The organism is Acidovorax sp. FG60 (genome assembly GCF_057808995.1).
This window is the reverse complement of the sequence record NZ_JBMDJC010000002.1, coordinates 175,704-196,160: the sequence shown is the minus strand read 5'-3', so window position 1 is coordinate 196,160 and position 20,457 is coordinate 175,704. Positions and strand designations below refer to the sequence as shown.

Below are 20,457 nucleotides of genomic sequence, written 5' to 3'. Positions count from 1 at the left end.
ACAATCTCCCAGCTATCTTCTTAACGTGGCCAGAGCATCAAATGCTCGACCACCGGTCCCAGCGCCAGGGCGGGTACATAGTTCAGCAAACCCACCAGCAGCACCACACCAGCCAGCAGCGCCACAAACAGCGGGCCGTGGGTGGGCAGGGTGCCGTCGGTGGCGGTGGCGCGCTTCTTGGCGGCCAGGGCACCGGCCATGGCCAGCACGGGCACGATCACGCCAAACCGCCCCAGCCACATGGCCACGGCCAGCAGCGTGTTGTAGAACGGGGTGTTGGCCGACAGGCCTGCAAAGGCGCTGCCGTTGTTGTTGGCGGCGGAAGACAGCGCATACAGCACCTCGCTGAACCCATGCGCGCCCGGGTTGGCCAGGCCAGCGCGGCCCGCCTCGCTCATCACCGCTACGGCAGTGCCCAGCAGCACCAGCAGCGGGGTGATGAGGATCGCGATGGACACAAGCTTCATCTCGTGCGCCTCGATCTTCTTGCCCAGGTATTCGGGCGTGCGGCCAATCATCAGCCCGGCAATGAACACGGCCATGATGGCGAACACCAGCATGCCGTACAGGCCCGAGCCCACGCCGCCAAATACCACCTCGCCCATCTGCATGAGCACCATGGGCACCATGCCGCCCAGGGGGGTGAAGCTGTCGTGCATCGCAATCACCGCGCCGCAGCTCGCGGCTGTGGTGATCACTGCGAACAGGGCCGAGGCGGCGATGCCAAACCGCATTTCCTTGCCTTCCATGTTGCCGCCCGGCTGCAGCGCGCTGGCGGCTTGGTCCACGCCCAGCGAGGCCAGAAGCGGGTTGCCCTGCTGCTCAAACGTGGTGGCTGCCACCACTGCGACCAGGAATAGGAGGCTCATCGTTGCCAGAATCGTCCAGCCCTGGCGCTCATCGCCCACCATGCGGCCAAACACCAGGCACAGCGCGGCGGGGATGAGGAAGATCGCCAGCATCTGCAGCAGGTTGCTGGCGGCCGATGGGTTCTCGAACGGGTGGGCCGAGTTGGCGTTGAAGAAGCCACCGCCGTTGGTGCCCAGCATCTTGATGGCTAGCTGTGAGGCCACGGGGCCCATGGCCAGCGTCTGGGTGGTTTGTGTGGCGGGCTCGGTGACCGGGGCGCCTAGTGCGTCGAGCACGGGATGGCCTGCGCTGTCGAGCTTGGGGGCGTCGTAGTGGACGGGCTCCAGCGTCTGTGCCTCGGTATAGGGTGACAGGTTCTGGATCACGCCCTGGCCTGCAAACACTACGGCCAGCACCAGCGACAGAGGGAGCAGCACCCACAGCGTGGCACGGGTCAGGTCGGCCCATACGTTGCCGATGGATTGTGCAGAGTGCCTTGAAAAACCACGCACCAGTGCAATGACCACCACAAGACCTGTGGCGGCAGACAGAAAGTTCTGCACCGTCAGCGCCAGCATCTGCGTGAGGTAGCTCATGGTGCTCTCGCCACCATAGCCTTGCCAGTTGGTGTTGGTGACAAAGCTGATGGCCGTGTTGAAGGCCGAGTCCGGCGACACGGCAGCCATGCCTTGCGGGTTGAGGGGCAACACCGCCTGCCAGCGTTGCAGCGCATACACGGCCAGCACGCCCAGGCCGTTGAACACCAGCAGGCCCAGCGCGTAGCGCAGCCAGCCAGTTTCTTCGTCGGGCCGCACGCCAGCCAGTTTGAACAGCGGCCCCTCCAGCCGCCGCCCCAGGGCAAAGCGTCCCGCCATCACGGTGTCGATGTAACGCGCCAGCGGCCAAGCCAGCGCCAGAAGCAGTGCGATAAACACTGCCAATTGCAGCCAGGCACCGGTGCTCATGAAAAGTCCTCCGGCCGCAGCAGCACAGCGACCAGGTACACCAACAGGGCAGCAGCCAGCACGGCCGCCAGAATCATCCAGCCGCTGGTCATGACCGCCCCCCTTGCGCTTGCTGTTGCAGCCGCGCGCAACCCTGGGCCAGCCCATAGACAGCCAGCCAGAGCAGGCCTGCTGTCGCCAAAAATATCCAGTCCATAGCGTCCTCCTTGAGACATGGACCGATGCTAGGAATGGCCGCATCAAGACGAGCGCAAGAGTGCGGGGTGGGGTATCAAGATCGCATCAAGATGCGCGGGCGCGCGGCCGGACTTTCAAACAGGTGTGTGGTGGTGTGCTATCCAGTTGATAGCTATTGGCGCTTTATCTTCCTGCGCTAGAGGCTGTTTTTGCTCTGATTCACCTTTGTGCGGGGCACGGGCTGGCCGTGGTGGTGCATGCGCTGGGTGTGTCTGCTGCTGCACGCCTTGCTGGGGCACACACTGAGGCTTTCTAGCAAGAGAGCCGGGTCACAGCAGTGCTTGGATGCCAGCCCGGAGCCAAGGCGCTCGCGAGGTGAGATCATCCCCACCCCGGTTTTCGTTTCTTTTCTTCATGACCCAGGCCACTCCACTCCGTCCCAGCGCTTCCAGTCCGCTCAATTCGCTGGTTCCTTTGCTTTTTGTGGCGCTCTGGAGCACCGGCTTTATCGGCGCCAAGCTGGGGCTGCCGTATGTGGAGCCACTGACCTTTCTGGCGCTGCGGTTTGCCATCGTCATCGTGCTCATGCTCGCGGTGGTCGCCGTGGCGCGTGCGCCGTGGCCGCCAACGGGAAGGGCCTGGCTGCACATTGGGGTGTCGGGCCTGCTGGTGCATGGCGTGTACCTGGGCGGGGTGTTCATGGCCATCGGGCACGGGCTGCCGTCAGGCATCACGGCGCTGGTGGTGGGGTTGCAGCCACTGCTGACAGCCCTGGTGGCCGGGGCTTTGCTGGGCGAGAAGGTGCGGCCGGCCCAGTGGGCGGGCCTGGCCCTGGGCTTTGCCGGCGTGGCGCTGGTGGTGGCCGGCAAGGTGGCCACCGTGCCAGCCAATGCACTGATGGGCATGCTGCTGCCCGCTGTGGTCGCGCTGCTGGGCATCACGGCCGGCACGCTGTACCAAAAGCGGTTCTGCCCCTCGTTCGACTTGCGCACGGGCTCGGTGATTCAGTACCTGCCCTGTGCCGTGGCCATGGCCGCCGTCGCCTACGCCACCGAATCCATGGCCATATCGTGGACCGGCGAATTTGTGTTTGCGCTGGGCTGGCTGGTGCTGGTGCTCTCGCTGGGGGCGGTGAGCCTGCTGAACCTGCTCATTCGCCGGGGCGGCGCGGTGAACGTGGCCAGCCTGTTCTACCTGACCCCGCCCACCACCGCGCTGATCGCCTGGGCCATGTTTGGCGAGACGCTCAGCGGCTGGGCGCTGGTGGGGATGGCGTTGGCAGTGGCGGGGGTGTGGCTGGCGCGGCAGACGAAGTAAGAGCCCTGAAGGCCCCTGCAGATCAGAGCTTGCGCAGCCGCTCCAGCGCGGCGCGCAGCGTTTCGTCCTTCTTGGCAAAGCAGAACCGCACCACGCGCTGGTCAAACCCGTCGCCATAGAACGCCGACAGCGGAATCGCAGCCACGCCCACCTCGCGGGTGAGCCACTGGCAGAAATCGGCCTCGTTCAAGTCGCTGATCGCCGAGATGTCCACGCACTGGAAGTAGCTGCCGGTACTGGGCAGCAGCTTGAAGCGCGAGCCTTCCAGGCCCTGGCGGAACAGGTCGCGTTTGGCCTGGTAGAACGCGGGCAGTTGCAGGTAGGGCGTGGGGTCTTGCAGGTAGGCAGCAAGGCCATGCTGCATGGGCGTGTTGACGGTGAACACGTTGAACTGGTGCACCTTGCGGAACTCGGCCGTCAGCGCTGCAGGGGCGGCCACGGTGCCGACCTTCCAGCCGGTAACGTGGAAGGTTTTGCCAAAGCTCGACACGATGAAGGCGCGGGCAGCCAGGCCCGCAAAGCGCGCTGCGCTCTGGTGCTCGGCACCGTCGAACACCATATGCTCGTACACCTCGTCGCTGATGAGCAGGATGTCGGTGGGGGCGAGCAGGTCATCGAGCTGGCGGATTTCCTCGGCCGTCCAGATGGTGGCGCTGGGGTTGTGCGGGCTGTTGATGAGGATGGCGCGGGTGCGCGGCGTGATGGCTGCGCTGATCTTGGCAAAGTCGGGGCGGAAGGTGCCTGGCGTGAGCGGCACGCGCACGGCCTTGCCGCCAGCCAGCTCGATGTTGGGTACATAGCTGTCGTAGCAGGGGTCGAGCACGATCACCTCATCACCCGGGTGCACGATGGCGAGTATGGCGGTGATGATGGCCTGCGTGGCGCCCGCCGTGATGGTGATTTCGGTGTTGGGGTTGTAGGCGCGGCCGTGCAGCGCCTCGATCTTGCGAGCCACGGCCTCGCGCAGCGCAGGGATGCCGGGCATGGGCGGGTACTGGTTGTGCCCGGCCTGCATGGCAGCGGTGACGGCGTTCACCAGCTCAGGGGCGCATTCAAAGTCTGGAAAGCCCTGGCCCAGGTTGACGGCCTTGTGTTCGGTGGCCAGGGCCGACATCACCGTGAAGATGGTGGTGCCGACGTGGGGCAGCTTGCTGGGGAAGGCTGGGGTGCGGGCGGCAGCGTTAGCTTGGGTCATGGCGCAACAACGTAAAAATCAAAGGTGTTTTGAAGACAGGCGAACTACGGCGAAGTCACAGCTCATAGTCGTTGACGTGCCCCGTCATCGCACGTGCGATAAGGTCACGGCTCAGCCGGTCGCTGAGCAGTTCGGCAAATTTATAGACAAAGTTGCGCAAGTAGGCGCTGCGTTTGAAGGCAACGCGTGCCACGCTCTGCCCGAAAAGGTGGCCCACAGGGCGCACGGCCAGGTCGCCCACCGGGTCGTCGCGCATGGCCATCTCAGCCACGATGCCGATGCCCAGGCCCAGGCGCACGTAGGTTTTGATCACGTCCGAGTCGATGGCTTCGAGCACGATGCGCGGCTGAAGCTTGCGGGCGGCAAAGGCCTGGTCGATCTTGCCCCGGCCGGTGAACGAGGGGTGGTAGGTAATCAGCGCCTCATGCGCCAGGTCGTCCAGGCCGATGCGTTCCTTCTGCGCCAGCGGGTGGTCGTTGGGCACGACCAGCACGTGCTGCCATTCGTAGCAGGGCAGGGTGACGAGTTCGGGGTAATCGGCCAGGGATTCGGTGGCCATGCCGATTTCGGCCACTTCATCGATCACCATGCGCGCCACCTCGTGCGGCGTGGCCTGGTGCAGGCTGATGTTGACCTTGGGGTAGGCCTCACGCAGCCGCGCCACGGGCACGGGCAGCACGTAGCGGGCCTGGGTGTGGGTGGTGGCGATGCTCAAGGTGCCGCTGTCTTGTGCGCTGAACTGCTCGCCAATGCGCTTCAAGTTACCCACCTCGCGCATGATGACTTCGATGCTTTTGAGCACGTGCTGGCCGGGCTCGGTGATGCGCTTGAGGCGTTTACCGTGGCGGGCAAAGATGTCCACGCCCAGTTCTTCTTCCAGCTCGATGATGGCCTTGGAGACGCCGGGCTGGGAGGTGTGCAGGGCCTTGGCGGCTTCAGTCAGGTTGAGGTTGCGGCGTGCTGCCTCTTGAACGAAGCGGAATTGGTGCAGGTTCATATCTGATATCGCCTAAAGGGTTGCATCATTATGCTGCAGGCATCTAAGAGATATTGGAAGAACCTCAGCTTTGGGGCGCCTCGCACGCGATTTCTGCCATCAATGCGGTCATGCGCGGGTCTTCGCCGATGGCGGTCTGCACGTGGAAATGAACGCCGGGGTGGGCGGCACGCAGGTCCTGCACCAGCACGGGCAGGTCTTCACGCGCATGCTTGCCGGTGCCCAGGAACATGGGCACCACGGTGACCTGCGTGGCGCCCTGTGCGGCGAGTTGCTGGGCGGCATCTGGCAGCGATGGTGTGCACAGTTCCAGGTAAGCGCAAAGGACCGGCCTGCCAGGCTGCTGCGCGGCGATATGCGCCGCAACGGCTTCCAGCGGCACGCGCCAGAGTGGGTCCCGCGATCCGTGTGCGAATAAAATGATAGCGGCTTGCGCTTGCTGCATAAGCGGTAGAGGCCCAAAAGGCTTAGAAAAATTTTACCGGCGAAGCACCAGCCAGCCGAAGGCGGCTAGCGACAGCACGGAATAGATGAGCCCAGGCGCGGCGGCGGTGAGCCAGGGCGACCAGTTCTGCAGGTTGCCTGCATAGCCGAATACGTTGTTCAGCAGGAAGAAGCTGATGCCCGCCATGACGCCGCCAAACACATAGCCCGCAATGCCGCCCGAGCGGAAATGCAGGTAGGCAAAAGGCAGGGCCAGCACCACCATCACCAGGCAACTGAGCGGGTAGAAAACCTTGCGCCAGAACTCGATTTCGTACCGCTGGGCAGACTGGCCGTTGGCGTCGAGGTGGCGGATGTACTGGAAGAGGTCGATGGTGGCCATGCGGTCGGGTTTGAGCAGCGAGGCGGCCACCATGTCGGCGCTGATGCGGGTGGGCCACTGCAAGGTGGGTGCATCCAGGTGCTCCACACGCGCCTCGTCGTTGCCGCGCTGTTCGAAGCGGCTGCGCTGCACTTGCTCCAGGTTCCACGCACCGTCCGGCCCAAACTGGCCGGATGCGGCCCGCGTCTGCGAGGCGAGCCGGCCCTTGGCATCGAATTCAAAGATTCGCACGTCCAGCATGCCGCCATTGGGTGTGAGGGCGCGCACGTTCACGGCATAGGAGTGGTCGTCCTGGCGCTCTTTGAGCCAGGCGCCCGTGGCGCCAGTGGTCAGGCGCCCAAGGTATCGCACCTTGACGAGCTGGGCGGCGCGGTCGGTCAGCGGCGCAATGTAGTCGCCTACCGCAAAGGTCAACAGTACAAAGAAGCCCCCCAGCGCCACCAGGGTGCGCAAGGCGCGCCACGGGCCCATGCCGCTGGTGCGCATGATGGTGAATTCGGAGCTTTGGGCGAGCCGAGCCATCACGAAGATGGTGCCGATGAGCACGGTAATGGGCAGCAATTCGTACAGGTGGCTGGGAATGCTCAGCACCACGAACAGGAATGCGTGCGAGAGCTGGTAGCCCTCGGCGCCGGTGCGGCCCACCCAGCGCAGTTCGTCCACCAGGTCAAAAAAGAAAAACAGCGCCAGAAACCCGGCGGTGACAAAGGCCACGGCGAACAGGGCTTCGCGGTGGATCAGGCGGCGAATGGTTTTCATGCGGGGCTCCTGGTCGGACGGGGCTGCCAGAGCCGCCGCACGGTCCAGTGGTTGTGGCGCGCAGCCAGGATCAGCAGCGACATGGTCAGCATGCCGCCATGCAGCAGCGCCATGAAGCTCAGCAGGCCCAACCGGCCCGCACCCACCCAGCTTTGCCCCAGCGTCATGAGGTTGTAGTACACGATGAAGGCAAAAAGCGCGAACACCAGGCTGGTGCTGCGAGCAGCGCGCGGGTTGACGCTGGCCACGGCCAGGCCCAGCACGACGAAGTTGATGGCGGCCAGCGCCAGCCCCAGGCGCCAGCCCAGCTCGGCGCGGTAAGCGGGCAAGAGTTGCATCAGCAGCTCGTGTGTGGCGCGGGTCTTCACAGACAGTTCTTCCGCCGAGCCTGCAGGTGCCGACCCAATGCGGGTGCCGTATTCGGAGAACTCGCTGATCTTGACGCCGGGCTTGTCGCGCGAGGTCTCCAGGCGCTGGCCTTCGCTCAGCACCGCCATGCGCTCGCCGCCCCGTGTCTCCAGCCGCGCGCTGCGCGCAGAGGTCACGGATTCGCGGGCGCCGTCGGTGGCGGCGATGAAGATGTTGTTGCCAGCCTGCGTGTCGGGGCTGTCCTTGTCGATGAAGAACACCCGGCTGCCGTTGGAGGATTCCTGGAATTCGCCGGGCGCGATGCGGTCGATGTCGCTGCGTTGTTCGTAGCGCGTCTTGAGTTCCTGAATCTGGGAGTTGGCCCAGGGCCACACCAGCAGCGACAGCACAGCAATGACAACCATGACCGGCCACGCAAAACGCAGCAAGGGCCGCAGCAGGCTGATGAGGCCACGGCCACTGGCAAACCAGATGACCATTTCGCTGTCACGGTACATGCGCGAAAGTGTGCCGACCACAGCGATGAAGAGGCTCAGGCTCAAGATGGTGGGCAACTGCCCCAGCACCGTGAAGCCCATGACCAGCATCACGTCGGAAGGGCTCACGCTGCCCTTGGATGCCTGTCCCAGGGTGCGGATGAGCATCATGGTCATGACCACGGTCACCAGCACCACGAGCGTCGCGCCAAAGCTGCGCGCCAGCTCCTTGCGGATGGATGAATCGAATAACATTGGCTAGGAGCGCGCTATGCACTTTTGCGTGCATATCAAAGTGCATAGCACGCTCAAAAGGAAAACACCGATTATGAACTTTGATCTCAAGACCCTTGACCTTGCTGCGGCAGCTTCAGAGAAATGCGACCTGCTGGTTGTGCTGCTCCCTGAGGGCTTCAAGCCCGGCAAGGATGCGCTGTCCGCCCTGGCGGCCCTGGCGCTCAAGAACGGGGATCTGGCCACCAAGGCGGGCAAGCACCTGCAGCTGTACCAGGTGCCTGCCGTTGCCGCCCGTCGCGTAGTGTTGGTGGGGCAGGGTGACGGATCTGCCCGTGCCACCCGCCAGGCGCTGCAGGCGGTGGGGGGTGCCGTCAAGGCGCCGCAGACCAAACGGGTGGTGTTGTGTTTTGCCGGGGCCGTGCAAGCCGCTTCTGTCAGCGCCGCTGTGCAGGCCGTGGCCGAAGTGAGCTATGTCTACACCACCACCAAGACCAAGGTGGAGGCGCGCAGTCTGAGCCGCTGCGTGGTGGGTGTACCCACCGCCCCGGATGTGCGCGAGGACTTCGACGCCGGTGTGGCGCTGGTGGCTGGGGTGGAGTTTGCGCGGGAATGGGGCAACCGCCCCGCCAACCATGCCACCCCCACCCTGCTCGCCGACGCCGCCAAGACCCTGAGCAAGCTGCCCCGCATCCAGTGCAAGGTCCACGGCCCGGCCGAAGTGGCCCGGTTGGGCATGGGCGCCTTCCTCGCTGTGGCAAGGGGTTCCGAGGAACCCCTGAGATTCATCGAATTGCGCTACAACGGCGCGGCCAAGGACCAGGCTCCCGTCGTGCTGGTGGGCAAGGGCATTACGTTCGATACCGGGGGTATCTCCATCAAGCCTGCCCCGGAGATGGACGAGATGAAGTTCGACATGTGCGGGGCTGCCAGCGTGCTGGGCACCTTTCGCGCTCTGGGAGAGTTGCAGCCCTCGATCAATGTGGTGGGGCTGATACCCGCCTGCGAGAACATGCCCGATGGCCGTGCCGTCAAGCCGGGTGACGTGGTCACGAGCATGAGCGGTCAGACCATCGAAATCCTGAACACCGACGCCGAAGGCCGTCTGGTGCTGTGCGATGCGCTCACCTACGCCGCCCGCTTCAAGCCTGCCGCCGTGGTGGACATTGCCACCCTGACCGGCGCCTGCGTGATTGCGCTCGGTGGTGTGCGCAGTGGTCTGTTCGCCAACAACGATCCCCTGGCATCCGCATTGCAGCAGGCCGGCGAGTCTGCCCAGGACCCTTGCTGGCGCATGCCGCTGGACGACGACTATGCCGATGGTCTCAAGAGCAATTTCGCCGACATGGGCAATGTAGCCGGCCGTGCGGGGGGCTCCATCACCGCCGCGAAGTTCCTGCAAAAGTACGTGGGCGACGTGCCATGGGCGCACCTGGATATTGCTGGCACGGCCTGGAAGGGTGGCGCCGCCAAAGGTGCCACAGGGCGGCCGGTGGGACTTCTGGTGCACTATCTGATGGGCCAGGCCATTGCCGCCAAGCCGGTTTCAAAGCCTGCGGCGGCAAAACGCTCCGTGCGCACCAAGACGGCCTGAGCGTGCCATGACCGAGGTTGCGTTTCATTTCAATGCGCCGGACAAGCTGGCCTACGCATGCCGCTTTGCGCGCAAGGTGCAGCGCAGCGGGGCCCGCCTGGTGATTGCGGCGCCGCCCGACACCTTGGCGACGCTGGACCGCATGCTCTGGGCCCTTGCTCCGCAGGACTTTGTGGCCCATTGCCTCGGCGATGCTGATGAAGACCTGGTCCATGCGTCTCCCGTGTTGCTGACTGCCGATGCCCGGTCTGCCCCGCACCATGAAGTGCTACTGAACCTGCACCCGGAGGTGCCGGAGGGATTTGGCCGGTTTGATCGGTTGGTGGAAGTGGTGAGTGCGCAGGATGACTTGGATCGTGGCGAGGCCCGGGCGCGCTGGCGCCACTATGCATCGCGCGGCTATGCCATCACTCGCCACGACTTGGTGCTGAAAGCTGGCTGATGGCGCTGCCTCCTCCCAAAACGCCCCCGCGCTTCGTTCCCACCCTCACCGAAGTGGTGCAGGTGCCGGACTCCGCGCCTCTGCCGCCGGCGTCCTCTGCACCATTGCGCACCACGGTCATGTCTCCGTCCGCGTTGCCCGCTGCAAGACCCAGCCCGACAGCAGCGCAGCCTGCGACACGACCGCTGAGCCCCCCTCTGCCCAGTGCCCGCCCGCCTGCAGTGATGGCGCCACGCCCGGCTGCACCAGCGCCTATGCAGAGTGCGCCCGCTCCATTGGTTCACCGAGCTCCCGTTGCGGCGGCAGTGGCTCCCGCGTCTTCGTCTTCGCCTGCATCTCTCGCGTCGACCCTCGGGTCTTCAAAGACGCCCAGACCGCAGCTCACCCGGCCACTGCTGGAAGGCATGGAGGAGTACATGGTGCACAGGGTCATGCAGCGTGTGGACGTTGTGCTGGATCAACGTTTGCGTGAAGCCATCGCCACCGTGGTGCAGGAGCAGACACGATCGGTGCTGCCGCGACTGCGTGAAGAGATTGAATCCGTGGTCCGGCATGCCGTGTACGAGGCGGTGGCGGACGAGCTGGCCAGTGGCGCGTCCTCGGTGCCAAAGGGATGACAGGGTATTCCCCTGTGGTTTCTCTCGCGTTTAATCGTGTTCCCTAATGATCTGGCCCGTAAATTGCGATATGTTCGCCTGCGTTGAGACACAAGAAGATTCTCAGCGTTTATCTTTACTGGAGATTTGATATGCAATTGAAGTTGAAACTGACCGTGGTTGCTGCTATCGCGGCTGTTGCTGGTGTGGCCTCTGCACAAGAGCAGGTGGTCAAGATCGGCCATGTGGCTCCGGTTTCCGGCGCCCAAGCCCACTACGGCAAGGACAACGAAAATGGCGCCCGCATGGCCATTGAAGAGCTGAACGCTCAAGGCATCACCATCGGCGGCAAGAAGATCAAGTTCGAACTTCAAGCTGAAGATGACGCTGCCGATCCAAAGCAGGGCACGGCCGCTGCACAAAAGCTGTGCGACTCCAAAGTTGCAGGCGTTGTCGGCCACCTCAACTCCGGTACCACCATTCCTGCTTCCAAGGTCTACAACGACTGCGGCATCCCGATGGTGACGGGCGCTGCGACCAACCCCAACCTGACCAAGCCTGGCTACAAGACCACATTCCGTATCATCGCCAATGACAACGCCCTGGGCGCTGGCCTGGCGTTCTACGCTGTGGATACGCTCAAGCTGAAGACCGTTGCCATCATTGACGACCGTACCGCTTACGGCCAAGGTGTGGCAGACGTGTTCAAGAAGACTGCCACTGCCAAGGGCATGAAAGTGGTGGACGAGCAGTTCACGACCGACAAGGCAACCGACTTCATGGCCATCCTGACGGCCATCAAGTCCAAGAACCCTGATGCCGTGTTCTACGGCGGTATGGACCCTCAAGCCGGCCCCATGCTGCGCCAGATGGAACAACTGGGCATGGGCAACGTCAAGTACTTCGGTGGTGACGGCGTCTGCACGTCTGAAATCGCCAAGCTCGCAGCGGGTGCCAAGACCCTGGGCAACGTGATCTGTGCTGAAGGCGGCTCTTCGCTGGCCAAGATGCCCGGCGGCACGGCCTGGAAGGCCAAGTACGATGCCAAGTACCCCAACCAGTTCCAGGTCTACAGCCCCTACACCTACGACGCCACGTTCCTGCTGGTGGACGCTATGAAGCGCGCCAACTCCGTGGACCCCAAGGTGTATGTGAACGAACTGGCCAAGTCCAACTTCAAGGGTGTGACCTCCACCATTGCTTTTGAACCCAATGGCGAAATGAAGAACCCCGCCATCACTCTGTACGTCTACAAGGACGGCAAGAAGACCCCTCTGTAATCGCAGTGGTCTGGCTCTTCAAGGTCTTTTTGGCTTTGGAGAGCGCCAAACAAAAGGGCTTCCTTTGGGAAGCCCTTTTTTTGTTGTTCAAATGCAGCTAGGTGGGGTGAGCAGGTTGTTCTGCTTGGCTGCTCAATGCCCAGGAGCTGGAGTTTGTTGAAGACTCGGGCGATGACCAAAACCGGCGCTACGCGCGAGGATGGATGTGCCCGATTTTTGCGCCAAATTAACGCCGCACCTGCAGTGCGCCTGGATTCACAATGTTGGTGGGAGTGCCTTTGATGAAATTCACCACATTGTCGAACGCTGCACCAAAATAAAGCTCATAGCTGTCTTGCTCGACATAGCCAATGTGGGGCGTGCAAATGCAGTTCTCCAGCCGCAGCAGGGCATGGCCCTGAAGGATGGGTTCGCTCTCGAATACATCGACAGCGGCCATGCCGGGGCGGCCCCGGTTCAGGGCGGCAATCAGGGCATCGGTCTCAATCAGCTCGGCACGCGAAGTGTTGACCAGCAGGGAGGTGGGCTTCATGCAAGACAGATCTTCGAGTGAGACGATGCCGCGCGTTTCGTCGTTGAGCCGAAGGTGGAGCGAGATCACATCGCATTGCGAGAAAAACTCCTCGCGCGTGGTGGCAGCCTGGTATCCATCCGTCAAGGCCTGGGCGCGTGATGCCTCACGCCCCCAAATGCGGACGTTCATTCCAAAAGCACGTCCGTAGCCCGCCACCAATTGGCCAATGCGGCCATAACCCCAGATACCCAGCGTTTTGCCCCGCAGCACGCTGCCAAGGCCAAAATTGGGAGGCATGGACGCCGTCTTCAGCCCTGATTGTTGCCAGGCGCCATGCTTGAGGTTGGAGATGTACTGCGGCAGTCGGCGCATTGCGGCCATGACAAGTGCCCACGTCAGCTCTGCGGGGGCCACGGGTGAGCCTATGCCTTCTGCCACTGCAATCCCACGTTCCGTACAGGCAGCTACATCAATGTGACTGCCGATCTTGCCGGTTTGCGCGATGAGCTTGAGACGGGGAAGTTTCTCCACCAGTTGACGGGTGATCTGGGTGCGCTCTCGCACGAGCACGATGATGTCAGCGTCTTTGAGGCGGACGGACAGCTGGCCCAGCCCCTTGACGGTGTTGGTGTAGACCTTGGCGGTGTACGCGTCGAGCCGGGATGCGCAGTGGAGCTTGCGGACTGCGTCCTGGTAGTCGTCGAGAATCACAATGTTCATTCCGACATTGTGCCTTGGCCACGCCGGTCGTTTCATACCGAACCGCCTCCTGGCACAGGAAAGGATGGGGCTTTTGGTGACGGAGTGTTGGAGACCTCGACAAGCGCCGTCCACAGCGATCAGGCGGCATCCTCCATATACAAAGCAGTCAATGGATCGCTGGGTGGTGCATGCCTTGAGCTCAACAGGCTTGCAGCGCCGCCTCGGATGCAGCCAGGCGGTCCAACTCGGCGCACACATCGGCCATGCGGCCGGCGATCACCAGTCGGCCTGAGCCGCTCGATGTGGGGAGCCTGCGCAGGACCTTGGCAGCCCTGCAGCCTGAGCCGTCTGCCAATCTGGATGATCCACAGGCAACGCGGGTAGCGGCAGGCGGCGGTATGAACGCCCGGGCATCGGTATTGGTGGCCACAAACCGCGTGGTGGCTCCGGTGGGTGGTGTCTGGGGGCTGACCGTAAAGGGCCATTTGCCTCGCGGTGGACGTTGGCTGGGGATGTTGGATGGATGGCGGGGTTTGTCAGTGCCTGCTGATCCGCTCCTGCGGCCCAGGTCCGCGTCATCGGGATGGGGGCGGGGCGCTGGCAGGTCTGCTGCAGACGGCTCCTTGAAGGTGTGGAGCCAGTGGGTCAGGGTACGCAGAGTACTGGAGAGCGCAGAAAAGGTGGTCAAGGCAATTCCCATGTGAAAACTCCGAAGGTCGGGGGTTGGACATAGGCAGGATTGCAAAATAAACCGGCACCGCAGGGCTGGCGTACCGGTTTTACCAGTGCGCCAAACGCCCGCCACCTGCAGCGCGGCAGCTAACGAACTAATTCATGAGTGAATGCGATGGAGCGCTGTGGCTACATCAACATGGTGTTGCGGATGAGGCCGACGGCCAGCCCTTCAATCTCAAAGGGTTCGCCGGGCTGCACCACGATGACCGGGTAATCCGGGTTCTCGGGCAGCAGTTCGATGGCGGTCGCAGTACGGCGCAGGCGCTTGACCGTTACATCGTCTCCCAGGCGGGCCACGATGATCTGGCCGTTGCGGGCTTCGCGGGTGGACTGCACAGCCAGCAGATCGCCATCCATGATTCCGGCATCGCGCATCGACATACCACGCACTTTGAGCAGGTAATCGGGCTTGTGATGGAACAGGCTGTTTTCCACACTGTAGGTTTGGTCAACGTGTTCCTGCGCGAGAATGGGCGACCCTGCCGCCACACGTCCCACCAGGGGTAGCACCAGTTGTGAGAGTCCGGGAATCGGCAGGCTGAACTGATTGCCGCGCGCTGCATTGATGGAGCGCACGGTGTCACCGCGCAACCGGATGCCGCGGGATGTGCCACTGACCAGCTCGATCACGCCTTTGCGCGCCAGCGCCTGGAGATGTTCTTCTGCCGCGTTGGCCGACTTGAACCCCAGTTCGGCAGCGATCTCTGCACGGGTGGGGGGCGCCCCGGTGCGTGCAATGGCCGTCTGGATGAGATCCAGAATCTGTTGCTGGCGGGCAGTGAGTTTCGGGTTGTCGAGCATGGTGGTTTCCGGTGGAGGCGGCTACAGTGATGGACAACTGTTTTTTAATCCAGTAACTGTATTTTTCACCAGTTTTTCGGAGTACGCAAGTGAGTGGGCAAAAAATTGTGGTTTTGGGCACCGGAGGGACCATTGCAGGCACGTCCGCGCAGGCTGGCGACAACATCGGCTACACCGCTGCGCAGGTAGGGGTCGGGCAGCTGCTTGCAGCTGTTCCCGGATTGCAGCAGGCCGCGCGGGGCGTGCTGGTGGCGGAGCAGGTGGCCCAGATCGACAGCAAGGACATGGATGGCCAGGTGTGGCAGGCGCTGGCGCTGCGCTGTGCGCACCACCTGGAAGATCCCGAGGTGCGTGGTGTAGTCATTACCCACGGAACCGACACGCTGGAAGAGACGGCGTGGTTTCTGCACGAAGTGCTGGACACCCGCGCGAAACCCGTGGTGCTGACCTGTGCCATGCGCCCGGCCACGGCGCTCACGCCCGATGGGCCTCAGAATCTTCTGGATGCTGTTGCTGTGGCGGTCACGCCCGGCGCACGGGGTGTGCTGGCGGTCGCCGCTGGCGAAATTCATGGGGCACGGCAGGTTCAGAAGGTGCACCCCTACCGGGTGAATGCGTTCAACTCGGGCGAGGCCGGGCCTTTGGGTTGGGTGGAGGAGGGGGCTGTCCGCCTTGTGCAGGATTGGCCCCTGGCGCCTGATGTTCCAGCATTGAATGCTATTGAAAATGTAGTGAATGCCGCAGCCTGGCCTCGCGTGGAAGTGGTCATCAGCCACGCTGGCGCATCGGGAACGATGGTGGACGCACTGGTGCGAGATGGGGTCCAGGGGCTGGTGGTGGCCTGCACGGGCAATGGCACCATCCACCATGCTCTGGAGGCCGCATTGCTGCGTGCCCAGGAGGCGGGTGTGCGCGTGGTGCGGTCCACGCGCTGCTCCGAGGGGCAGGTGCTGCCCAAGCCGGGGGACGCATTACCGGACTCCAAAGGGCTATCCCCCTTGAAGGCCAGGATCTCGCTGATGCTCGAACTGCTGCACTGAGCAACAAGGCCGCCCCGATGTTTTTTGCAACTCTTAAGTCCCATGCGTGGGCTTACCCCGCGCTGGAGGTGGTGCACATCGTGGGCATTGCCTTGCTGTTGGGCAATTTGGTCTTGCTGGAGTTGCGGGTGTTTGGCCGTGGGGCGGCGCTGCCCGTCAAGGATTTGGCGCGGCTCAGCCTGTCGCTGGCATTGTGTGGTTTTGGCCTGGCGGCGGCGTCGGGCCTCTTGATGTTTGCCACACAGCCTGCCGAACTGCTCGCCAGCCGCGCATTCACCTTGAAGATGCTGCTGTTAATGCTTGCAGGTTGCAACGCCGCGTGGTTCCATGGGCGGGGTTCCCTGGCTCGCCTGGATGCTCTGGCCCGGGTACAGATGCTGGGTTCCACCGTGATCTGGCTGGCTGTGGTGGTGTGTGGCCGCTGGATTGCTTACCTCTGATCGGACATGACAAGGAGAGAACCGATGAGCCTGCAACGCCGCCACGTGCTCCTGGCCGCCACGGCCATTCCCTGGGGAGCGCGTGCCCACCATGGGTGGAGCAGTTTTGACCCCGACCGTCCCATCTACCTGGAAGGCACCGTGCGCAAAGTGCGCTGGCAAAATCCACACGCCGAGCTGGAGCTGGAGACACCTGCGGAGCTGAAGCTGCCTGCGGATCTGGCCCAGCGTGTGGTGCCTGCGCAGGTGTCCCCCGTGGATGGCAAGGCCTTGCTGGCCAAGACGGTTTTGCCTACCCGCAAAGACCGCCGCTGGGAGGTGGAGCTGGCGCCCCTGACCCGCATGCAGGCCTGGCAGGTGCAGGAGATCAAACCCGGCACTGCGGTATCGGTGGTGGGCTTTACCCTGCGCGAAGAGAAGGGCGACGCGGTGCTGCGGGCGGAATACCTGTTTGTGGATGGCAAAGCCTACGGCTTACGCTCCAGCCCAGCCTGAGCCATCGGTATGGCCCGGGGATAGCCATGCGAAAGACCTGAAACTGTTCCCTGCACCGCATAAAAAAAGCGACGCCCTGCTGCCATGGCGTCGCTGGTTGCAAGGGGCGATAGCCCCGTGCCTTAACTGGCCAGTGCCTGCAGTGCGCGTGCCGTGATCTCGTCCACGCTGCCCGTGCCGCTGATGGCGCGGTACTTGGGGGCCAGCTCGGGTTCGGCCTGGGCCCAGTTGCTGTAGTAGTCCACCAGCGGGCGCGTCTGGTCGCTGTAGACCTGCAGGCGCTTCTTGACGGTTTCTTCCTTGTCGTCTTCGCGCTGGATCAGCTCTTCGCCCGTCACGTCGTCCTTGCCTTCCACCTTGGGCGGGTTGAACTTGACATGGTAGGTGCGGCCGCTGGCGGGGTGCGAGCGGCGGCCGCTCATGCGTTCGATGATGGCGTCAAAAGGCACATCGATTTCGAGCACGTAGTCGAGCTTGACGCCCGCTGCCTTCATAGCATCGGCCTGGGGAATGGTGCGGGGGAAGCCGTCGAACAGGAAACCGTTGGCGCAGTCTGCTTGCGTGATGCGCTCCTTGACGAGACCGATGATGATGTCGTCACTGACCAGGGCGCCCGAATCCATCACCGCCTTGGCCTGCAGGCCCAGAGGGGTGCCGGCCTTGACGGCTGCGCGCAGCATGTCGCCGGTGGAGATCTGGGGGATGCCGTACTTCTGGCAGATGAACGTGGCTTGCGTGCCCTTTCCGGCGCCAGGCGCGCCCAACAAAATCAGTCTCATGGAAGTCCTCGAAGGTTAGAAATCGGTTGGCGCCGCTGGCGGGGACGTTCGAAGGGCGCCTGAAGCCGTTCTGTGCGCCCGGGATGCGGTGCTCTCGTTGCGGTCGAGGATAGCATGCGACTCCCTTGCGCTGACTTACATGCTGCACCGGGTTGGGCAGGGGTGTCGCAGGGTGGATAGCAGGGGCATTCGGCGGACCAGCACGGCGCGCGCCACCGGCCCGCTCCTCATCGAAAAAGGCGGCGAACCCGTTCCAGGTCTTCGGGCGTATCCACGCCTGGGCCAGGGGCCGCTTTGGCCAGGTGAACCGCAATGCGGTGGCCGTGCCACAGCGCGCGCAGTTGCTCCAGCGCCTCCACCGCCTCGGTGGGGGCGGGTGTCAGGGCAGGAAATTGGCGCAGAAAGCCCGCACGATAGCTGTAGATGCCCACATGCCGCAGTGGCGCGAACCCCGCCAGGGCTGCTACACCGGGTGCCGCCGCCTCGGCGGCACCTTGCCACCAGGCCAATCCCATATGGTCCCGCGCAAAAGGGATGGGCGCGCGGCTGAAGTAGTGGGCCAGGCCACGCGCGTCCAGCACCACTTTCACCACGTTGGGGTTGGTGTAGTCGGCCAGTGACGCAATGGCGTGGGCTGCGGTGCCCATGCTGGCCTCCGGCTGGGTGGGCAGGAGGGCTGCCACAGCGTTGATGAGGCCGGGGTCTATCAAAGGTTCATCGCCTTGCACGTTGACGACCACGTCGTCCCCGTCCAGGCCCAGCTGGGTACAGGCTTCGGCCAGGCGGTCGCTGCCGCTGGGGTGGTCGGCGCGGGTCAGTATCGCTTGTACGCCATGGGCGGCGCAGGCCTGCAGGATGCGAGGGTCATCGGCTGCCACCACCACGCGGGCTGCTGCACTTTGGGCGGCGCGCTGGGCCACCCGTACCACCATGGGCAGGCCCGCGATATCGGCCAGGGGTTTGTCGGGCAAGCGGCTGGATGCCATGCGCGCTGGGATCAGCACCGTGAAGCGACCGCTCGCGGTCGCAACGCCTGGCGTGCCGGGATCCGTTGCTGCGCTCATTGCTCCAGTTCCTCGTCGGTGAGTGTGCGGGCTTCGTTTTCGAGCAGCACCGGGATGCCGTCCCGCACCGGATAGGCCAGGCGAGCGCTGCGGGAGACCAGTTCCTGGGCATCGCGGTCGTAGGTCAGCGGGCCTTTGGTGACGGGGCAGACCAGCAGTTCAAGCAGTTTGGGATCCATGGTGACAGCGCTTTCCAGGAGGTTCGTTCGGGCAGGCAAGGATGATAGCGGCGGCCCGGGCGGTGAATCATTAATGCCTTTGGACGCCCAAGGCCAGCAGGCGCGCATCCAGCGCTGCGAAAAAGGCCGGGTCAATGTGCAATTGCAGGGGCACGGCCAACGCGTCCGGGTGGTGTTGCCAGAGCTTGACAGCGTCTTTTTCGGTGCAAATTAGCGGGTGGCGCTTGTCAGATGAGCGGTTCCAGCTATCAAAATCATAGTGATCTGGTAAGGCTTCCGTGTGTGCCAGCTGCAGCGCCTGACCCTGCAGCATGGCAAAGAACACGTCGGGGCGTGCCACGGCCGCCACGGCATGCAGCGGCTGGCCTTGCAGGTCCGACAGTGACACCCGGGTGCCGACCGCACGCAGGGCATAGGGGGCCAGTCGGCGTTGCAGGCCATAGGCATGGGCGGGGTCGCTTCCAGGCGGCAGAGTCCCTGCATGCAGCACAAAATCCACCGCGCGTGGCCAGGGCTCACGCAGGGGCCCCGCTGGCAGCAGGAAACCGTTGCCCACGCCCTGTTCGTTGAAGATGCAGACCTCCAGATCGCGCGCCAGGGCCAGGTGCTGCAGGCCATCGTCGCAAACGATCACGTCGGTGTCCGGGTAAGCAGCCCGCAGGGCGCGGGCGGCGGTGATGCGGCGAGGCGCCACAAACACGGGCACCCGGCAGTTGCGCGCGATAAGGGCGGGTTCATCGCCCACCTCATGGGCGGGGCTGTCGGGCGTCACCTCGCGGCAGTCGGTGGTGCTGCGGCCGTAGCCGCGTGAGACCACGCCGGGGCGCAGGCCCAGACCTTGCAGATGCTGGACAACGGCAATGACCACAGGCGTTTTACCTGCGCCTCCGGCAATCACGTTGCCCACGACGATGACCGGGCGGCCAGGGTGCTCCGCCTTCAGCAGGCCGATGCGGTAAAGCCCGCGCCGCATACCGACCAGCGTGCGGTACACCTGCGAGACCGGCCACAGCACCCAGGCGAGCGGGCCGCGTGTCTGCCAGATTTTCTGGAGCCCGGAGGCGGGTGGGGGGAGGGCTGCGCCCCGCAATGCGGGGGCGCTGGGCGAGGGAGGCTGCAGCCCGGGGGCAGCCATGCGTGTCAGCGGCTGGGGCTGCGCGCCGCAGCCGAAGACTGCGTGGCAAACGTGATCTGCGTGAGGCCCACGCGGCGCGCGGCCTCCATCACCGAAACCACCGACTGGTGCGGCGCCATCGCATCGGCGCTGATGATGACCACACTGCCCTGGCCCGCTGTGGCGGCACTGCGCAAGGCCTGCGCGATCGCGTCCACGCTTTTGCCGTCCACGCCCGTCTTGTTGACGGCGTAGCGCCCGTCGGCGGCCACGGACACGATGACTTCCTTGGGGTGGTCGCGTTGCTGCTCGGCATCGGCCACGGGCAGCGTGAGCTGAAGCTCGGTGAACTTGCTGTAGGTGGTGGTCAGCATCAGAAAGATGAGGATCACCAGCAGCACGTCGATGAACGGGATCAGGTTGATCTCCGGCTCTTCCTTGGCGCGGGGACGGAAGTTCATTGGCGAAGCCTTTCAGGCTGAGGTTTTGCCGCCGGGCCGCCCCAAGGCAAAACGCGG

Annotated in this window: 23 protein-coding genes; 8 read left to right on the top strand and 15 right to left on the bottom strand. The window is 63.9% G+C overall.

The window, feature by feature from the left end; all coding sequences use genetic code 11:
* Nucleotides 1-20: 20 nt before the first annotated feature.
* Both kdpA and kdpF read right to left on the bottom strand, forming a co-directional pair.
* Nucleotides 21-1,814 (bottom strand): potassium-transporting ATPase subunit KdpA, encoded by a 1,794-nt coding sequence (gene kdpA, locus ACODS0_RS03710; protein ID WP_488832905.1) that lies wholly within the window; start codon nt 1,812-1,814, stop codon nt 21-23.
* Entirely contained in the window at nt 1,811-1,906 is a 96-nt protein-coding gene (gene kdpF, locus ACODS0_RS03705; protein WP_010458774.1) for a K(+)-transporting ATPase subunit F, read from the bottom strand. Before kdpF ends, kdpA begins: the two co-directional genes overlap by 4 nt.
* A 499-nt stretch (nt 1,907-2,405) precedes the next feature.
* Between kdpF and ACODS0_RS03700 the strand changes: the two genes are divergently transcribed.
* Nucleotides 2,406-3,308 (top strand): DMT family transporter, encoded by a 903-nt coding sequence (locus tag ACODS0_RS03700; protein ID WP_488832903.1) that lies wholly within the window; start codon nt 2,406-2,408, stop codon nt 3,306-3,308.
* Between the two features lie 22 nt (nt 3,309-3,330).
* On the opposite strand, the gene ACODS0_RS03695 is transcribed toward ACODS0_RS03700, so the two are convergent.
* From ACODS0_RS03695 to lptF, 5 genes are all read right to left on the bottom strand, one after another.
* A complete protein-coding gene (locus tag ACODS0_RS03695; RefSeq protein ID WP_488832902.1) occupies nt 3,331-4,503 on the bottom strand; it encodes a pyridoxal phosphate-dependent aminotransferase in 1,173 nt (390 codons plus the stop codon).
* 55 nt (nt 4,504-4,558) lie between these two features.
* Complete coding sequence (locus ACODS0_RS03690; RefSeq protein ID WP_010458783.1) at nt 4,559-5,500, bottom strand: CysB family HTH-type transcriptional regulator; 942 nt, start codon at nt 5,498-5,500, stop codon at nt 4,559-4,561.
* 64 nt (nt 5,501-5,564) lie between these two features.
* Nucleotides 5,565-5,945, bottom strand: coding sequence for a sirohydrochlorin chelatase (locus tag ACODS0_RS03685; RefSeq protein WP_055396016.1), 381 nt, complete (start codon nt 5,943-5,945; stop codon nt 5,565-5,567).
* Between the two features lie 33 nt (nt 5,946-5,978).
* Nucleotides 5,979-7,085, bottom strand: a complete 1,107-nt coding sequence (lptG, locus tag ACODS0_RS03680; RefSeq protein WP_055396018.1) for an LPS export ABC transporter permease LptG — start codon at nt 7,083-7,085, stop codon at nt 5,979-5,981.
* A complete protein-coding gene (gene lptF, locus ACODS0_RS03675; protein WP_488832899.1) occupies nt 7,082-8,185 on the bottom strand; it encodes an LPS export ABC transporter permease LptF in 1,104 nt (367 codons plus the stop codon). Before lptF ends, lptG begins: the two co-directional genes overlap by 4 nt.
* 73 nt (nt 8,186-8,258) lie before the next feature.
* On the opposite strand from lptF, the gene ACODS0_RS03670 reads away from it, so the two are divergent.
* From ACODS0_RS03670 to ACODS0_RS03655, 4 genes are all read left to right on the top strand, one after another.
* Nucleotides 8,259-9,758, top strand: a complete 1,500-nt coding sequence (locus tag ACODS0_RS03670) for a leucyl aminopeptidase (protein ID WP_488832897.1) — start codon at nt 8,259-8,261, stop codon at nt 9,756-9,758.
* 7 nt (nt 9,759-9,765) lie between these two features.
* Complete coding sequence (locus tag ACODS0_RS03665) at nt 9,766-10,200, top strand: DNA polymerase III subunit chi (RefSeq protein WP_488832896.1); 435 nt, start codon at nt 9,766-9,768, stop codon at nt 10,198-10,200.
* Nucleotides 10,201-10,616: 416 nt separating this feature from the next.
* Nucleotides 10,617-10,817, top strand: coding sequence for a hypothetical protein (locus ACODS0_RS03660; protein ID WP_431149400.1), 201 nt, complete (start codon nt 10,617-10,619; stop codon nt 10,815-10,817).
* Nucleotides 10,818-10,948: 131 nt separating this feature from the next.
* On the top strand, nt 10,949-12,076 hold the full coding sequence (locus tag ACODS0_RS03655) for a branched-chain amino acid ABC transporter substrate-binding protein (protein WP_121420293.1): 1,128 nt from the start codon (nt 10,949-10,951) through the stop codon (nt 12,074-12,076).
* A 226-nt stretch (nt 12,077-12,302) separates the two neighbouring features.
* Here ACODS0_RS03655 and ACODS0_RS03650 read toward each other — a convergent pair whose 3' ends face one another.
* From ACODS0_RS03650 to lexA, 3 genes are all read right to left on the bottom strand, one after another.
* Nucleotides 12,303-13,310, bottom strand: coding sequence for a D-2-hydroxyacid dehydrogenase family protein (locus ACODS0_RS03650; RefSeq protein WP_121420292.1), 1,008 nt, complete (start codon nt 13,308-13,310; stop codon nt 12,303-12,305).
* A gap of 181 nt (nt 13,311-13,491) precedes the next feature.
* Nucleotides 13,492-13,980, bottom strand: a complete 489-nt coding sequence (locus tag ACODS0_RS03645; protein ID WP_488832893.1) for a hypothetical protein — start codon at nt 13,978-13,980, stop codon at nt 13,492-13,494.
* 173 nt (nt 13,981-14,153) lie between these two features.
* On the bottom strand, nt 14,154-14,828 hold the full coding sequence (lexA, locus tag ACODS0_RS03640) for a transcriptional repressor LexA (protein WP_176886099.1): 675 nt from the start codon (nt 14,826-14,828) through the stop codon (nt 14,154-14,156).
* Between the two features lie 89 nt (nt 14,829-14,917).
* Between lexA and ACODS0_RS03635 the strand changes: the two genes are divergently transcribed.
* Genes ACODS0_RS03635 through ACODS0_RS03625 form a run of 3 tightly spaced genes read left to right on the top strand, consistent with a single transcriptional unit; the run spans nt 14,918 to nt 16,803 of the window.
* Nucleotides 14,918-15,868, top strand: a complete 951-nt coding sequence (locus ACODS0_RS03635; RefSeq protein ID WP_488832891.1) for an asparaginase — start codon at nt 14,918-14,920, stop codon at nt 15,866-15,868.
* A 17-nt stretch (nt 15,869-15,885) separates the two neighbouring features.
* On the top strand, nt 15,886-16,308 hold the full coding sequence (locus ACODS0_RS03630) for a hypothetical protein (protein WP_121420290.1): 423 nt from the start codon (nt 15,886-15,888) through the stop codon (nt 16,306-16,308).
* A 24-nt stretch (nt 16,309-16,332) separates the two neighbouring features.
* Entirely contained in the window at nt 16,333-16,803 is a 471-nt protein-coding gene (locus tag ACODS0_RS03625; RefSeq protein WP_121506231.1) for a DUF6152 family protein, read from the top strand.
* 122 nt (nt 16,804-16,925) lie between these two features.
* Here the strand turns inward: ACODS0_RS03625 and adk are convergent, their stop codons facing one another.
* The 5 genes from adk to ACODS0_RS03600 form a co-directional block, all read right to left on the bottom strand.
* Nucleotides 16,926-17,582, bottom strand: a complete 657-nt coding sequence (adk, locus tag ACODS0_RS03620) for an adenylate kinase (RefSeq protein WP_121420288.1) — start codon at nt 17,580-17,582, stop codon at nt 16,926-16,928.
* 227 nt (nt 17,583-17,809) lie between these two features.
* On the bottom strand, nt 17,810-18,646 hold the full coding sequence (gene kdsB, locus ACODS0_RS03615; protein ID WP_488832887.1) for a 3-deoxy-manno-octulosonate cytidylyltransferase: 837 nt from the start codon (nt 18,644-18,646) through the stop codon (nt 17,810-17,812).
* Nucleotides 18,643-18,825 carry a Trm112 family protein gene (locus ACODS0_RS03610; protein ID WP_010458810.1) on the bottom strand — a complete coding sequence of 61 codons (183 nt, stop codon included), beginning with the start codon at nt 18,823-18,825 and terminating at the stop codon, nt 18,643-18,645. The genes kdsB and ACODS0_RS03610 overlap by 4 nt, the downstream gene beginning before the upstream one ends.
* 70 nt (nt 18,826-18,895) lie before the next feature.
* Complete coding sequence (gene lpxK / locus ACODS0_RS03605; RefSeq protein ID WP_488832882.1) at nt 18,896-19,960, bottom strand: tetraacyldisaccharide 4'-kinase; 1,065 nt, start codon at nt 19,958-19,960, stop codon at nt 18,896-18,898.
* A 5-nt stretch (nt 19,961-19,965) separates the two neighbouring features.
* Entirely contained in the window at nt 19,966-20,400 is a 435-nt protein-coding gene (locus tag ACODS0_RS03600) for an ExbD/TolR family protein (protein ID WP_176886095.1), read from the bottom strand.
* Between the last annotated feature and the right edge of the window lie 57 nt (nt 20,401-20,457).